We start from the raw sequence: 17,590 nt of genomic DNA, 5'->3' as shown, positions 1-17,590 counted from the left end.
AATTAATAAGTAAGGCTAAATCAGGTACCTAATATCACATTATATTATAAAAAGTGATAATCATTTATTATGATCTCATAAATATTCGTATTCTTTAATTCTTCTGTAACTAACAACACTTTTCTATACAGAATATATTCACTAAGTGTTATATTGGTCATGAAAATAGACATATTTTGAATAAAGGACAAGTAATTTATGATATTTTATGACAATTTAAATCATTTTCTAAATTTTATCCAATATTTTGTTTAACTACTTCATTGTATTTATCACCTTAGATTTTATATATTTCTTTTTAAAGAAAATGTCTTGCAATAAATATTAAGTATCTAAAAGATTAATTATTAAGATAGTAATCTAGTTTTATAAATCAGGAAATTTTTATTTAAATAAATAAAATTAAAAAATATACTAGGCTATAATAAAAAATACTGATTAAATAAATATATGAGAATATTGAGAAAATTAGAATTTATATGCAAAAGGAATTAGAGTTTTTAATCTATGAATAGGCATAAAGTAGTATGTATATTGAAACTAAACAGTGCTAGATATAGGTAGACAATCAAAAATAATCAAAGTTATAGAAAATTATATAAGGATTACTAATGGATATAAGATGTATCTTATTTATAATAGTTTTGAAAATGTATCAATGATTTTAATACTTACATATTTTTTCTATCAATGCTAAAGACAAATAGTAATTTCTATTTGAAGTGCTTTAATATTTAAAAAAGTTTTATGATTCATATTTAACTTAATTAATATAATATTTTTTTAGTCTTAAATTAAAATATGCAAAAAAAATATTAATTTGTGTAAGTAAAAAGAATTACAAGCTATTGATTTTTAAGTATGTAAGGGGTTACAATATATGTAATAAATTAATAATTGTGTTTTAAATAAGTAAATCATGTGAAATATATGATATTTTAGAATTAATTGGTGATATGTGTTCTTAAAATCTATTTTGATAGAGAGGGCTTCATATTATATAAGAAGATGTATAGGGAAAGGGAGGGAGATAATTGTTTTTATATATGAACCTTTAAATAATGAATTAAAGGCTTTTTTGTAATTACAGACAAAGGGAAAGAAAGATTATTTTATGATTTTTAAAGAAAGAAAGGAGAAGGTATAAAATAATAAATTGTAAAAATAAGATTATAAAAGTAAGTGAATAGAAGATAGGAATGGGAGAATTAACTATTGATATAAACTTAATGATTAAATATGTTAAATCAAAGGTATAGAAAATATCACTTATTTTAAAGAATTCTATATTATATCTTTAAGTATTTAAAATCATGGGAATTAAAAAATCGTACTCATATGAAGTAAGAAAATGGAGGCAATTATGATTAAAGCAAGAAAAGTAGGCAAATTGTTTTTGTCATTTGCAATAGCTTTTTCTATGGTATCGTCATTTAAGCCAATGAGAGTTTCAGCTGCAAATTTTACTGGTCAATTAACAAAAGTTGATAGTGTAACAAATGATAGTAACGTAGTTGAAATAAGTTTTAATGATGGTGCAGTAAAGGGGCGCATTACATTTTTAGAAAATGGTATTTTTCGCTATAATGTCGACCCTACAGGAAAATTTGAAGAATATGCTACACCAAGAAGTAGCAGCCATAAAGCAACGATTCAGGCACAATCTGATGAGTCAGATAAATATGCACATCCAGAGGCTAAGATAAAAGAGACAAATGGTTCATTTGAAGTTAGTACGGATGGAACAACGATTGTATTGGATAAAGCAACTGCTAAGATGACGGTAAAAAATGCAAGTGGAGACGTTGTAATGAGTGAATCTGAATCATTAAATATTGGTTCAAGAACAGTACAGACTTTAACTCAAAAGAAAGATGAGTATTTCTTTGGAGGAGGTACTCAAAATGGTCGTTTTACCCATAAAGGTAAGACAATTAATATTGCTAATGAAAATAAATGGACAGATGGACATGTATCATCACCTAATCCATTTTATTGGTCAACAGCAGGGTATGGTGTATTGAGAAATACATTTGCTCAAGGAAGTTATAATTTTGGTAATGGTATTAAAGACGTAAAGACAACACACAATGAAGCAGAATTTGATGCATACTATTTTGTTTCTGATGAAGAAAATGCAGCTAATACTGCAAAAACATTAATAAATGGGTATTATGATGTTACTGGAAATCCTTTATTATTACCAGAATATGCATTTTATTTGGCGCATTTAAATTGTTATAATCGTGATGGTTGGCAAGATGGAACTGCATCAGATAAATGGGTATTAGAAGATGGAAAGAGATATAAAGAGTTAGGTGCAGCAGAAGGTTATAGAATTCCTGAAGGGGTTGCTGCAGAGTCATTAAATAATGAAGGTCCAACATTTGATGCGGATTTATTTAAAGGGAAGATTGATGACAGTACTTATAAATTCTCTGCAAGAGCAGTAGTTGATGGACATGTCGATAATGATATGCCATTAGGGTGGTTCGTACCAAACGATGGTTATGGATGTGGATATGGACAAAATGGATATTATCAAAAGAGAGCTGCAGGTGAAGATACAGAACGTAGGGATGCAGTTATCGACGCTAATGTTTCGAACTTATCTAAATTCACAGAGTATACAGAATCTAAAGGAGTTCGTTCAGGATTATGGACACAGGCGGCTTTGACACCAGATTCTTCTGAAAGAGACTCACGTTATCAAGGATTCCAAACTTTGCGTGATTTCTCAAAAGAAGTGGCTAATGGTGGTGTATCTGCGTTAAAAACTGATGTTGCATGGGTAGGTCAAGGATATTCTATGGCAATGAATTCGGTTATGGATGGATACAACATTTTATCAACAAATGGACAGCGTCCAACGCTAGTTTCACTAGATGGTTGGGCAGGTTTCCAGCGTTATGCAAGTATTTGGACTGGGGATCAAACAGGTGGTAACTGGGAATACATTCGCTTCCATATTCCAACATATATTGGGCAGTCATTAAGTGGAAATCCTAATATTGGTAGTGATGTTGACGGTATTGCAGGTGGAAGTGACCTAATTACAACACGTGATTTACAGTTCAAGACATTTACACAGACAATGCTTGATATGGATGGCTGGGGATCAAAAGCAAAAAAACCTTATATTTCTGATGATCCATATATTTCTATTAATCGTATGTATCTAAAGTTAAAAGCGCAGCTTATGCCATATATCTATACATATGCTCATGAATCAGTAGATGGTTTACCAATGATTCGTGCAATGTTCTTAGAAGAGGAAAATGATTACACATATTCAACAGCAACACAATATCAATATATGTTTGGTGATAATTTCTTAGTTGCACCAATTTATCAAAATACAAATGCTGATAGTGTAGGAAATGATATTAGAAACGGTATTTATTTACCAAATACATCTGATACATGGATTGATTATTTTACAGGTAAACAATATCTTGGCGGACAAGTTCTTAATAATCTTGATGCACCAATTTGGAAACTACCATTATTTGTTAAGAATGGTTCAATTATTCCAATGTATGAAGAAAATAACAATCCGATGGCATCAAGTGAGGGAAATGAAAAAGGATTAGATAAAACTAGAAGAATTATTGAATTCTATCCACATAAAGAAACCTCTTTTGATTTAGTTGAAGATGATGGTATTTCATTAGATATTACTGAAGATGGTACAAGAGATTATGGTGGAAAAGTAACAACACATATGAAATCCGTAGTAGATGGTGATGTTGCAACTTTAACAATTGAACCATCAAAAGGTAATTATAAAGGTTATGATTCTAATAGACATTCTACATTTGTAGTCAATGTATCACAAGAACCAGAAGCACTAACAGCTAAGAATGGTAACAGTGATGTGAATTTAGCAAAAGCAGACTCTTATGCTGATTTTGAAGAGAGAGCTGCTAAAAATGAAGCAGTATGGTTCTATGATGAAGCGCCAAACTTGAATAAGTATTCAAAGGATGGAGAAGTTTTTAAAGATACAGCAATTACAACAACGCCAAAACTTTATGTTTCATTCCCTAAAACAGATGTTAATGAAAATGCACAAACGTTGATTGTAAAAGGTTTTGTAAATGATAGTGAAGCATTACATATGCAAGATAAAGAAAATTCTGAATTAGCAGTGCCAGCAAACTTTACTGCTCCAGAAGAATCTAAAACACCAACTAGTATTACAGTAACATGGGATGAAGTAGAAGGTGCAACAAGCTATGAAGTCTTAGTTGATGGTGTTGTTAATACTGTATTAGATGCAAGGATTTATAATCACATTGATTTGGAATATGATTCAGAGCACACTTATCAGGTACGAGCAAGAAATAAAGATGGATATTCACCATGGAGTGAAGAAATAAAGACACGTTCATTACTGGATCCATGGAGGAATACGCCAACACCGGTAGATATTAATTGGACCGGAAAAATCTGGGGTTCACATAATCCAGAATTGGCTTTTGATAATATACTCCAAGTAGGGGATAATGGATTCCATTCTAATAATGGTGGTATTAATGAAGAACTGACTGTAGATTATGGAAAAGGATATAATATTGAAAAGATTGAATATTATCCAAGAGATGATGCAGGTCAAGGAACTGTAACGAAGATGGAATTCAAGACAAGTCTTGATGGTGTTCATTGGAGTGAAGTAAGAACATTACAATGGCCTCTCGATGCTACAGTGAAGACGATTGATAATGTTGGACCAGCACGTTATCTAAGCTTTATTCCAAGAGAATCTTATAATACTTTCTTTGCGGCAAGTGAAATTAAAGTTATTGCAACAGAAGGACGTAAACCATTTGAAATAGGAAGTATTTCAACTCAGGAAAGAGATCAAGTAACAGATGCGGATTATACAAATATGCTCAACTATAAAGGTCTATCGGATAAAGATGAACCTACATTTACTAGCCAGATCAAAAATTATGGCTTAGATATCAATATGAATGGTATATACGATGTTTATGATTACACATTTACAATGTATAAACTAGATGGTGGAACAAAGAAAGATGATGTTGCAACTGGTAGAGCAGCATTAGTACCAAATGTAGAAAGTTTGAAAGCAGGAGATACATTTACGATCAATGTAACTACAGATGATGCTGATAATGTAAATGCACTTGGTGAGATAATCAATTATGATCCTTCACTATTAGAGTTTGTAAGTATTGAACAAGGTGAAGCGATCAAACAGATGGAAAATTTATCTGTTAATAAAACTTATGAAGATGGAACAGCATATGTCAACTTAGCATTTGTAAATCGTGGAGATAAGGAAGTATATAGTGGAAGTGAAGTTGTTGCTTCGATTACAATGAAAGCAAAAACTGATATTGCAGCTATTACTGATAATGTGATTGACTTAAGTAAAATATCATTATACGGACCAAACGCTGTTGCTAGTGGTGTTGGATTACAACCTTCAGATACTGCATTAGTAGCTGTAGGTGCTAATTCAAGTGGATCAGTATCTGCTAAACGAGCTATTGGACCTAGTAAAGGATCAATTACTACTGTTGAATTTGATATGGTTACTACTTTATCACCAAATCAAACAAATGCAGTAGTGGCACTTGGAAGCAGTGATTCTAACTACACAGCATATAGTCAAATGCCAGTAGTTATTCGCATGTATAAAGATGGAACATTTGGAGCTCACAATGGTAGTACATTTGTTCAAAGTAATTTAAAATTTAATAAAGATGAGTATTATCATATAACTGCAACGATTGATTTAGAAGCTAAAAAATGGAGTGCTACAGCTACAGATGAAGCTGGTAAAGAGTATGTCATTGCTGATAATTTTGGATTCCGCTCAACTGCAGTAGCACCTGAGAATATTGGTAAGATTTATTTAGTTAACAATGAGTCAAAAGCTGCTAAATTCTGGATTGATAATATCAAATTATATGATGGTCAAGCAGGTACAAAGATTAATTTTGGATTAGATGATTTTGATATTACTATGACAAATGAGTTTTTACCAAATGATGATGGAACAAATATTGAAAAATTAATTCAGAATGGAAAAGCTAACGGTTATACTAAACTATTTGATGGTAATAAAGAAGGTTCTGGAGCAAGAGATTTCGAATTCTTATGGGATGTTGCTTCTAACCATGGTGAAGATGGAAAACTTCCTGAATATGTAACATTGCCATTGACAATGCATTTTGATTTAAAAGAAAAGGCATATGTAGATCAATTAATGGTATACAATGCTAATGAAGGTAATGGATATTTGACAAGTGCTAAAGCACAATTAGTCTATACAGATGGTACAAAAGGTAATGAAGTAGTTATTTCTGATAAACAGGCTATATATGAATTTAACTTTGATTGTAAAAAAACTGTAGATAGAATTGATGTAACATTCTTAACTGCCAACAAAGCAGATAAAACACCTGTTACAAATATGCTTACAATAGCTGAAATCGAAGTAAATGGACGTGAAGCTGATACATTATTAAATAAAGCAGTTACAAATGCAGAAGCTTTATATAGTGAATCAAATGTAGCTGATAGAATGTTTGATGGTAATCTAGAAACTTATTGGGAATCTCCATACAGTGGTAATCAGGCATCTTTACCAAAAGATGTTGTAATTACATTAGATGATGTTTATGAGTTAGATAAATTAGAATTTATTTCTCATACTATTCCTAATGGTGGTATCACAAAATATGAGATTTATACAAGTATGGATAAAGAAAACTGGGAAAAGGTTACTGAAGGTACAGTTGAGGCTGATGAATATAGACAAAAAGTAAACGTAAATGTTCCAGCAGAATTAAATGGTGTAAAGGCTAGATATATTAAATTGATAGCATTAGAAGCAGTTGGAAGAATTGCAGATGAAGATAATAAGTATGCAAGAATTGCAGAAATGAATATTTATGGAATTAAGGCAGCTGTTAATAAAGATGCACTTAATAGTGTAATTCAGATGGCAGAAGCATTGAATGAAGAAGATTACACAGCAGAAAGCTGGAAAGCAATGCAGGAAGTATTAACTTTAGCAAAAGAATTACTAATTAAAGAAGATGTTACTCAAGCTGAAGTTGATAACATGGTAAGTTCATTACAAACTGCAGTAGATTCTTTAGTAGAAGCTCAATTACCAGATACTAATAAAATAGCATTATCAATTGCTATTGATATGGCTGGTAAAGTTACTCAAGAACAGTTAGATAAAGTTGTTCCAGCAGTTGCTAGTGAATTCAAGACAGCTTTAGCAAATGCTCAAACAGTATTTAATAATCCAAGAGCTTCTCAAGAAGAAGTAGACAATGCATTTGATAGACTAGCTAGTGTAATGCAAATGCTGGAATTCTATAAAGGTGATAAGCTTGCATTACAAAAGATGATGGATCAAATCGCAGGATTAACAGCAAGTGATTACACAGAACTATCATGGAAAGCTTTACAAGAAGTGTTACCTAAAGTAAACGAAGTATTGTCAAATGATAATGCAATGAAGGCAGAAGTAGATGAAGCATATGGTGAACTAGTAAAAGCATTTGTTAACTTAAGATTGAAACCAAATAAAGACTTATTAAACGATTTAATCAATCAGGCTAATGGAATGAATAAGGCTAATTACACAGCAGCTTCATGGGCATTACTTGAACCGGAATTATTAAAAGCAAATGAAGTATTTAATAATTCAGAAGCAACACAAGAAGAAATAAACGATGCAGTAAGTGGATTAACAAAAGCAATAGAAGGATTAGTAACAAATTCAAATAATCCACCAGTAGAGAATAATACAAATGTTCCTGCTGAAACCGTAAAACCAGGAGACAGTAAAGTAAATGCAACTAAGACAGGTGATGATAATTTATTAGGATTATTTACTGGATTAGGAATTATAAGTTTGGCTGGAATGATTATGTATCGTAGACGTAAAGAAGATTAATTTTATAGAGAACTGTAAAAAATGATATAAATAAAAATCATTTTATACAGTTCTTTTTTTATCTTTTGGACATTTAATATTTAGATAGAATATTTACTATAAAAATAATTAGATAATAATAAATAAAATTATATTTATAGGATCATAAATTTGAAAAAAGTATTATACTGTAAATAATAAAAGTTTAGAAATTGGAGGATTAAAGATATGTCTAATCAATATAAAGTGATTGATGAAAAAACTTGGAATAGAGCAATGCACTGTATGGTTTTTAGAAATAGTGTTGAACCAGCATTTTGTGTAACATTTGAAGCCGATATCACAAATTTTAAACGCATGGTAAAGGAACAAGAGGGACTTTCTTTTACATTAGCAATGGTTTATGCTGTCTGTAAATGTGCAAATGAGATAGAAGCATTTCGTTATCGTTTTTTAGATGGACAGGTGATACTATTTGAAAAGATAGATACTGCGTTTACATATCTTGATAAAGACACTAAGTTATTTAAAGTAGTTAATGTACCTATGATAGATGATTTGAAAGAATATTGTGAGTTAGCGATGAAGACAGTAAATGAACAAAAGGAATATTTCACTGGACCTTTGGGAAATGACGTATTTCAATGTTCTTCAATGCCCTGGGTTACATTTACTCATATTTCTCACACAAATTCAGGAAAGAAGGATAATGCAACACCACTTTTTGATTGGGGAAAATATTATGAGAAAGATAAAAGAATTATAATTCCAATTTCAGTACAAGTTCATCATTCATTTGTAGATGGAATACATATTGGAGAGTTTGTAGAAAAATTACAGAGTTATTTTAATAAGTTTTAAATAATTTATTATCTAAATATAGAAATTTAAGATCAATAGTATAAGTATTTAGATAATAAAAATTGGATGTTGAAAGAGGGAAATAATAAAATATTCTCTCTTTTTTGTTTGTCGGATATATAATAAATTATTAGTAGATATAATATAGGAAAAAGAGATTTTCTAGAAGATGAAAAACGCAAGTAGGAGATAAGATATTATTTGGTAATTATAGTTGGTTAGTATTAGATATACAAAACAATGTAGCTTTAATTATAACTTGGGCTAATTGCGAATTAAGAAAATATCTAGATAATGATTTATATAATAAGTTTAATAGAGTTGAGCAAGAAAAAATAATGCTAGTTATAAATAAAAATTAAGATAATCAATGGTATGGTTAAAAATGTGGAGAAGATAAAATATTCTTATTATCAACAAGGAAGTAGTTTGTAAATATTTTGGTGATAGTAGTTCATTATTATATAATCCTGGTAAAAATATTGGTTTCAAAGAAAAGGTAAAAATAATAGCAAGATAGAAGCGGATCTTGATGAACAAGGATGGTGGTGGCTTCGTTCACTCAGACATGCTAATAATACAGCGGGGGTGATGAGGTATTCAGGGCAATAGTACTTTCAGATATAGCAGCAATACTATATTCATTCGGTAACTAAAAGCAATATTGGTGATGTACGACTAGCTTTATGGTTGAAATTGTAATACTAATTAAGATTTATGAAGAAAAGTAATGACCTTGTTATTTTATGTATTTTTAGATGTATGATACTTGGATTAGCTACTGGATATGTTATTGGTGTTTATCAAAAAAATATTGGAATTTCAATGAGTTATGGTTTGATTTTATCGAATGATAAATGGTATTGGAACTATTTTTAAAAAAAGAATAGTTTTAATTTTTGTAGAAAGATTTTTTTAGTGTACGTATAGAATTATTATAAAGTTGTTATAAAGCAGATACTTATATTAATCAAGTATATATTAAAAAGGTGGTTGATATGCATTTTTGTGTTATTTAACATGTGTAGGGTTAGTATTAAAATGAGTTTTAGGATTTTCTATTGTTTTTGAAAAAGAGGTTTAAGGATAGATTAAGAGAAATATTTTAATACTAGTTTTTATTGACTTTTATATTCATAAGAACGTATTATATACTCATAGGCAAAACTATTGAAAAGTAGTGACGCAAAGCTATAGGGCCTGGAATGGCAGCCAGTTGCAGAAAAAAGTAATCTTTTGAATTCCTAACATATAGTGTTTTCAATATGTCTTTTTTTGTGACTGCAAATAAAGACATATTTTGTTATATAGAAGGAGTATATTAATGAAGAAACTGATCTCTGTAATGATGGTTTTAATAATGTTAGTATCTGTGATTAGTGTTCCTGTTTTAGCAAAAACAAAAGTAAAAGTAGCATACCCAATTCAAAAAGGTTTGACAGAAATCTCGAACGAAGGTATATATTCGGGTTATACTTATGATTATTTGAAAGAATTGGAACGATTTACTGATTTTGAATTTGAATTTGTAACTTTAGATGGTGATGAAAATGAACAGATTACTGTAGCTATGGAAAAAGTTCAAAAAGGTGAACTTGATATGATGGGTGCTATGATTTATGATGAATCATTGACGGATATGTATGATTACACATCTACAAATTATGGTATGGGGAATATGGCTATATATGTTCTTTCTGATAATGAAAGAATTAATGATACAAATATTTATTCATTAAAAGATTTAAATGTAGGTATTGTTTCAGGAGCTAAAAAAGAAAATGTAAAGTTGAAAGAATTTGGTAAAATGAATGGAATTGAAATCAAACAACATTTTTTTGATTCCACAGCTAATATGCAGGCGGCTTTAGATAATAATGAAATAGAGGCTATTGCATTTTCTGAACAGGCAGCTATAAGTGGTAATTATCGGATAGTTGCAACATTTTCTCCACGTCCTTTTTATCTCGTTACTACAAAAGGAAATACTGATTTAATAATTCAACTTAATGAAAGTATGACAAAACTCAACAAAGAACAACCCTCTTTTATGGGTGAACTACATGAAAAATATTTTTCATTAAAAAATGCTGATTTTAGTTTAACTGATAAAGAAAAAGAGTTTATTAAAGCTAATCCTATAATAGACGTTGCTATATTGGGAGGTAATGCACCTTTTCAATCTAAGTATGGTAAAGATGGGTATTCTGGGATAACTATTGATGTTCTTGATTATATTAGTAAACTTTGCGGTATTAAATTCAATTATCATTTTACAGATTCTTATGATGAATATATGAAAATAATTAGTGATGAAAATATTTTGATTACAGGTGGTATAACGTCATCTTATGTGGCAGAAAACTATGGATTTTCACTTTCAAGATCTTACTTGGATTCACAGATTCAAATTATTATGAGAACTGGTATAGATTCAAATAATATTAAAGGGAAAAGATTAGCATTATCAAAAAATCTTTATTATACAAGTGAAGAAAATAAAAATATAAGTTTCTATGATACTGTATTAGAATGTATTCAAGCTGTTAATAATGGGGAAGCTGATTATACATATTTGACAAGTCACACTGCTCTTTTTTATAGTAGTGCTTATAAATTTAATAATATTACAATTATTCCTCATAATACTAGTTCTAAGATAAAAAATTGTCTGGCTGTAAGAGACAACACAACTCCGCTTATAAATATTCTTAATAAAGGAATAGATAATGTAACAAATGATGAAATACAATCAATTGTCTTTAAAAATGGAACATATGCAAAAGGGGATACATCCTTATTAAGTTATATTAATAATAATCAGATACAATTTATAAGTTTTATTATTATTTTAGCTGGAGCATATATGATTTCGAGATTTTATAGTAATAAGAAAAATGATGAAAAAATTATTAAGGAATATAATCGTTTTCAACAAATTAGTGATCTTTCAGGTGATTGTTTTATTGAGTACAGTGTCCAAACGGATCGTTTGTCATTAAGTGGAGGAGCTGCAAAATTGTTAAGTGACAAAAAGTCAGTAGATCACTATTTGGTACAAGATCATCCAGGCATAGAAATAATGAAAAAAATACTTGAATCAAAAAGAACATATGATGAAGAAATACTTGTTACATTTAAGGATGGAACGAAGCGCTGGCAAAGAGTATTTTTACAACCTCTTTTTAATGATAGTGCCAAGATAACACATATTATTGGAAAGATTACTGATATTCAAGCCCAAAAAGAAGAACAATTACTTTGGAAAAATTTAGCTAGTAAAGATAGTTTAACTAAAGTTTATAATTCAGCAGCTTGTCGTGAACTTATAGAAGGTTTCTTAAAAGAAAGTAGTGATAATGATCTTGCTTTTATTATCTTAGATATTGATAACTTTAAATCAATTAATGATACTTATGGTCATTTATATGGGGATCAGGTATTACAAAACTTGGCGCATGCTATTACAATTACAACTGGACCAACGGATTTCATTGGGCGCGTTGGTGGTGATGAATTTGTTATTGGTTTGAAATATCCAAAAAGCCAGGAAGCGGTTGAGAAGTATTGTAAACTTTTGATGAGAAATATTTCAGATGGTCAAAGGCATACTTTAACAACAAGTATTGGAATTGCCTTTTCTAGAGAAAAACAAAATTATGATGATATTTACCTGCTTGCTGATCTTGCTTTATACGAGGTAAAAAAAGAAGGTCGTAATGATTATAGGTTTGCTAACTCATTAAAAAGTTAAAAAAGTATATTTAATAAAGAATCACACAATTATGATATATTAGATAAAAACATAGATATTTATGTTTCAGACTGTTGACAAAGTACAGCATGTATCAAGTCAACAGTTTTTTTATTTGCATAGGAAAGAGAGGATGATAAAATAAAAAGGCAAGAAAATGACTTCGTCCTAGTTCGCAAAACTTGAAGCTCTTCTTGCTTTTTATATGTAAAGGAAGGTTGAAAAAATATAATATTTAATTATTTATTTATAAATGATAATTAAGAAAGTAGGTTTGATGTTATTGAAATATTCAATAATTATCGAACCTTTTTATTATAGAAAAATTTTGATAACATTTAATAGAAAGATGAAAAATGCAAATTTCAGCCAAAAACTGCAAACTTCAGCCAATATATTGTTATTGCTGCTTTTTTTCGTTATTTTGAAAATAGAAAAAGATTAAAAGGTTATAATTTATTATTTGTTTATACATTTTTGAAATATTAAATAATGAGAAATATTGAAATTAATAAACATGATCTGTTAGTAAAAGAAAATAAAAAAGGGGAGCTTTTTATGATTGATGATAGCATAATTCAAAAATATATTAAACAATTAGCTAATTGGTATTTTGTTGAAAGAGATATTGATAATGTTGTGAAATTATTTCATAAAAATATTAGTTGGTTTGGTTCTGGCAAAGATGAAGTATGTTATGGGATTAATGAGGCTAAAAGACTTCTTAATGAAGAAAAAATGAAAAATCATATGAATTTTAATATTGTTGATCATAATATGACGATTGAACATTTAAGTGATAGCATTATATTAGTTAATAGCATTATAATTTTGAAAGAAAAAAGTGATTATAATTTATATGATGAAATGGATGTACGTGTTACGAGTATATTAAAAATAGAGAATAATAAAATGTATATCTATCATATTCATTTATCAATTCCTAATAAAGAACAATTAAAGGATGATGTCTTACCTGCAAACTATTCATCCCAGGCACCTCGTATTTTAGAACACCTAGTAGAAGAAAAAATAGATGAATTAAAGCGGCATGGAAAAATAATGAAAATGATTAGTGATAATATACCTGGTGGAATGTTTCAAGTTATGTATGATGAAAAATTGACACTTTTAGAAATGAGCAGTGGTTTTTTAAAAATGTTTGGTTATACAAAAGAAGATATTGCAAAATGTTTTAATAATAGCTTTTTAGCAATGATTGATGCTAGAGATCGGGCTAGAACTTTATTAGAACTGAAAAAGCAGATAGCTAATGAATCTGTTAAGGTAATTGAATATCGAGTCACATGTAAAAACAGTAATACAGTATGGGTTTTGGATAAGGGTCAGATTCATATAAATGAAAAAGGAAAAAGATTTTTTGCTTGTATCATTATAGATATAACTGAATCAAAAGTAGCTGAAGAAGAATTACGGTTAAGTATAGAACGTTATAAAATTATTCTTGACCAAAGCAGTGATATTATTTTTGAGTGGAATATTATTACAGATGAGGTGCAGTACTCACAGAATTGGTATCGTCTTTTTAAGTGTAATCCGACAGAAAAGAATGTAAGTGCAAATTTATGTGATGAATCTTATAATTCTAGGATTCATCCTGATGATCGAATAAAAATGAAGCAAATGATTCAAAATATTCTCAATGGACAAGTTTATACTGAAGGAAATATACGAATAAAAAATAATCTAGATGTATATTTATGGTGTCGTTTTAAAATGACTACAATCTTTGATAAAGTACATAACCCTATAAAAGTAGTTGGAGTGATTTTTAATGTTGATGAAGAAATAAGACAATCACAAACCCTTTTGAAGATGGCTCAAGAAGATTCGCTTACTAAAACATATAATCGTTTAGCAGCTCAAAATATAATTATTGATATGTTAGAAAATCACGATATTACAAAAGCATTTATGATAATAATAGATCTTGATGATTTTAAAAATATTAATGATACAAAAGGGCATCTTTTTGGTGATGTTGTTTTAAGTGAAGTAGCAACTATAATGAAGAAAAGTTTTCGTGCAAATGCAGTTGTTTCTCGAGTTGGTGGGGATGAATTTTTAGTGTTTATGATAGAAGAATTGAATGCGGTTTTAAAAGCAATTGATGAATTTGTAAAAGAGGTTAAACTGCTTAGCTGTAATAAAGAACTAACTGCACCAGTATCCTGTAGTATTGGTATAGCTTGCTTTCCAGAAGATGGAACGCAATATAATGATTTATTTTATAAGGCTGATCAATCATTATATTATGCTAAGAAAAAAGGAAAAAACCGTTATGCCTTATATGATCAAGAAATGATGAATGAATTTCCTGGTAAAATGAGTAAATCTATGATTTATATAATTAATGAAAAACATGATTTTAGTGATGAGGTTATGTTAATGAATGAAAAATTAGGTGAGTATATTTTTAAACTTTTATATAAGTCTATTGATATAAATAAAGCAGTAGTAAATATATTGGAACTTGTTGGAAAACAGTATAATGTCAGTCGTGTTTATATTTTTAAAAATGATATTAATAATGAATATTGTAGTAATACATTTGAGTGGTGCAATGATGGCATTGAATCGCAGATAGATAAACTGCAAAATATTTCATATCAGGATTATTTGATTGATTTTAAAAAGCAATTTAATGAAGATGGCATTCTTTATTGTAAAGATATTGAGGAACTTCCTTGCAAACTAACAATATTATTAAGAAAACAGAAAGTAAAATCATTACTTTTATGTACTATTAAAGATAATGATGAATTTATTGGATTTATTGGATTTGATGAATGTAATAATTATCGTTTTTGGACTCAAGAGCAAATTAATATTCTTAAATTTATTTCAGAAATTTTGAGCACTTTTTTAATGAAAAAAATATCTAAACAAAAAATTAATTAAATGATAGGGTGACAAATAATTTGTTTTAATAAAGTAGAAAATATTAAAAAGAAGGTTTTATGAAAAGAACATAAGAAGATGTTGCAGTATAACATATTTTTAAAAGTGAGGGATCAGGATGGAAAGGAATAGAATATATGTAAAGTTTTTTGGGACGTTTTCGTTTTGTCGAGGTGATATAACGGTTGATTTAACTAAGGTATTAGGAAAGCAGTTAATTAATTTATTACAGTTGTTATTGTTTCAAAAAGAGATAGTAGTAACTAAAAATGATATTATTGATACTTTATTTCCCGATAGTGAAAATCCTAATAGTGTAGTAAAATTTACAATATTTAGATTACGTAAAGATCTTAAAAATATTGGAATATTTAAAGAAGATGAAGAGGTTATTTTAACTCTTAAAGGTGGATATCAGATAAACCCAAATATTGAGTGGGTTAGTGATACTGATGAATTTTGTATATATTGGGAAAAAATAAAGTATATAGATGAATTAGATAGCCAAAGTCTTATTATAGCTAAAAAAATGACTGATTTGTATAAAGGGAAGATTTATATTACGACAAATCATTCGATTTGGATTGAACAGATATTGGAATTTTTTAGGTCTAATTTTGTTAATTGTATTATTAAGATATGTAAATATTATATGCATCGTAAAGAATTTGAAAAAATGATATCAATTGATTATCGAGCAATAATGTTAGAACCATTTTATGAAGGTTTACATTATTATTATATTAAAGGATTAATTGAATTAAAGGATTATCATAGCGCATTAAAATATTATGATGATTTAAATGAGCGATTTTATAAAGAATTAGGAACTGGGTTGTCACCTCGATTTAAAGAATTGTATGATGTAATTAGTGAAGATATTGAAGAAGATTATATTATAGATGCAAGTAATGTTAATGATGATTTGGTAGTTAATAATACTAATATGAGAGGATTTTATTGTGGTTATGATATGTTTAAGTATATGTATGAAATCTTGCTTAAAAATGCTATGCGTGATAGAAAGAAGTATTTTTTGATTATTTTTGAACTTAAATCTAAAGAAGCGATTGAAATACAGATGCATGTCATGAATCAACTTAAAGAAATAATTGCAACAACATTAAGAATGAATGATTTATTTTCTAAAATAAATAAAAAACAATATATTATACTAGTTAATTGTCATGAAATGGATAATGCATACACAATTATCCAAAGAATAAATAAAAAGTTTTATACTAAATATAATAGTAATACATATCGTTTAAACTATGATGTGGCTAATGCAAAACTATCATATAGAAATAAATAAAAGTTGTAGAAATACAACTTTTTTATTTAGCCATTTAATAAACAAGGTGAAAAAGAAAATATAACCGCTTTAAAACCAGGTTTCATTATAATGTGTTTGTAATGTGGAGAGAGTATCCACTTAATCTAAAATAAGCAAAGGAGATAATCATCATGGAAAACAAAAAAAATAAATTACTAATATTAATGATTATTTTATGTATCATGATTCCAGTTGGAGGAGCAATTGCTTATTTCCGTGCTGACACTTCTTCAAGTAACAAACTAAATACAGGTAATATAGGGATCAAATTAAAGGATGCAACAACAAATGAGGATGGTCAAAAGGATGATAATGGCATAAAATTTAATTTTGGTTATCCAGGAGCAATTAAGGAAAAACAAACCTTTGTTGAAAATATATCTAATAATGATTTATATACAAGAATAACTGTTACTAAATATTGGGAAGATGAAGAAGGAAATAAAATAATTGATGCTAATCCAAAATTTATTGAAATTATTACTAATGATCAAGATAATTGGATTATCCAAAATAATGATATAAATAATGAAGTTGTTTATTTCTATTATAAAAAATTATTAAAACCAGGCGAAGCAACGGATTTATTTGTAAATCAAATCAAGTTATCGGGGAAGATCGATAATAGTGATATGATGGTATATTCAGGATTAAATGCTCATTTGGCTTTTGAAGCAGAAGCAGTACAGAAAGTTGATGCAAAATCAGCAATTATGAGTGAATGGGGCTTAGATGTAAAAATCGATAGTCAAGGTGTTATTCAATATATAGAAGAATAGTCATAGAA

General features: G+C 28.7%; 8 protein-coding genes and 1 riboswitch. All 8 genes read left to right on the top strand.

The features are described from left to right. Positions 1-1,363: 1,363 nt before the first annotated feature. The 8 genes from ACLR9T_RS03370 to ACLR9T_RS03335 all read left to right on the top strand — a co-directional run bounded on the left by ACLR9T_RS03370 (position 1,364) and on the right by ACLR9T_RS03335 (position 17,582). Positions 1,364-7,951, top strand: coding sequence for a discoidin domain-containing protein (locus ACLR9T_RS03370; RefSeq protein ID WP_413108121.1), 6,588 nt, complete (start codon positions 1,364-1,366; stop codon positions 7,949-7,951). 207 nt (positions 7,952-8,158) lie between these two features. Next, positions 8,159-8,791 (top strand): CatA-like O-acetyltransferase, encoded by a 633-nt coding sequence (locus ACLR9T_RS03365; RefSeq protein WP_413108120.1) that lies wholly within the window; start codon positions 8,159-8,161, stop codon positions 8,789-8,791. A 194-nt stretch (positions 8,792-8,985) separates the two neighbouring features. Next, positions 8,986-9,153 (top strand): DUF6273 domain-containing protein, encoded by a 168-nt coding sequence (locus ACLR9T_RS03360; RefSeq protein ID WP_413108163.1) that lies wholly within the window; start codon positions 8,986-8,988, stop codon positions 9,151-9,153. 355 nt (positions 9,154-9,508) lie between these two features. After that, on the top strand, positions 9,509-9,670 hold the full coding sequence (locus ACLR9T_RS03355) for a hypothetical protein (protein ID WP_413108119.1): 162 nt from the start codon (positions 9,509-9,511) through the stop codon (positions 9,668-9,670). A gap of 271 nt (positions 9,671-9,941) precedes the next feature. Further along, positions 9,942-10,015: riboswitch (cyclic di-GMP riboswitch) on the top strand. A 100-nt stretch (positions 10,016-10,115) separates the two neighbouring features. After that, positions 10,116-12,545, top strand: coding sequence for a diguanylate cyclase domain-containing protein (locus ACLR9T_RS03350; RefSeq protein ID WP_413108118.1), 2,430 nt, complete (start codon positions 10,116-10,118; stop codon positions 12,543-12,545). A 558-nt stretch (positions 12,546-13,103) separates the two neighbouring features. Continuing rightward, a complete protein-coding gene (locus tag ACLR9T_RS03345; RefSeq protein ID WP_413108117.1) occupies positions 13,104-15,467 on the top strand; it encodes a diguanylate cyclase in 2,364 nt (787 codons plus the stop codon). A 118-nt stretch (positions 15,468-15,585) separates the two neighbouring features. Then, positions 15,586-16,782: a BTAD domain-containing putative transcriptional regulator gene (locus ACLR9T_RS03340; RefSeq protein WP_413108116.1), complete on the top strand. Its 1,197-nt coding sequence runs from the start codon at positions 15,586-15,588 to the stop codon at positions 16,780-16,782. Between the two features lie 152 nt (positions 16,783-16,934). After that, a complete protein-coding gene (locus ACLR9T_RS03335; RefSeq protein WP_413108115.1) occupies positions 16,935-17,582 on the top strand; it encodes a hypothetical protein in 648 nt (215 codons plus the stop codon). Positions 17,583-17,590 lie beyond the last annotated feature (8 nt).

The organism is Thomasclavelia sp. (assembly GCF_047249845.1).
In the GTDB taxonomy this organism is placed as follows: Bacteria; Bacillota_I; Bacilli_A; order Erysipelotrichales; family Coprobacillaceae; genus Thomasclavelia.
The sequence above is the reverse complement of the archived record's forward strand: the minus strand, read 5'-3'. Positions and strand labels throughout refer to the sequence as shown.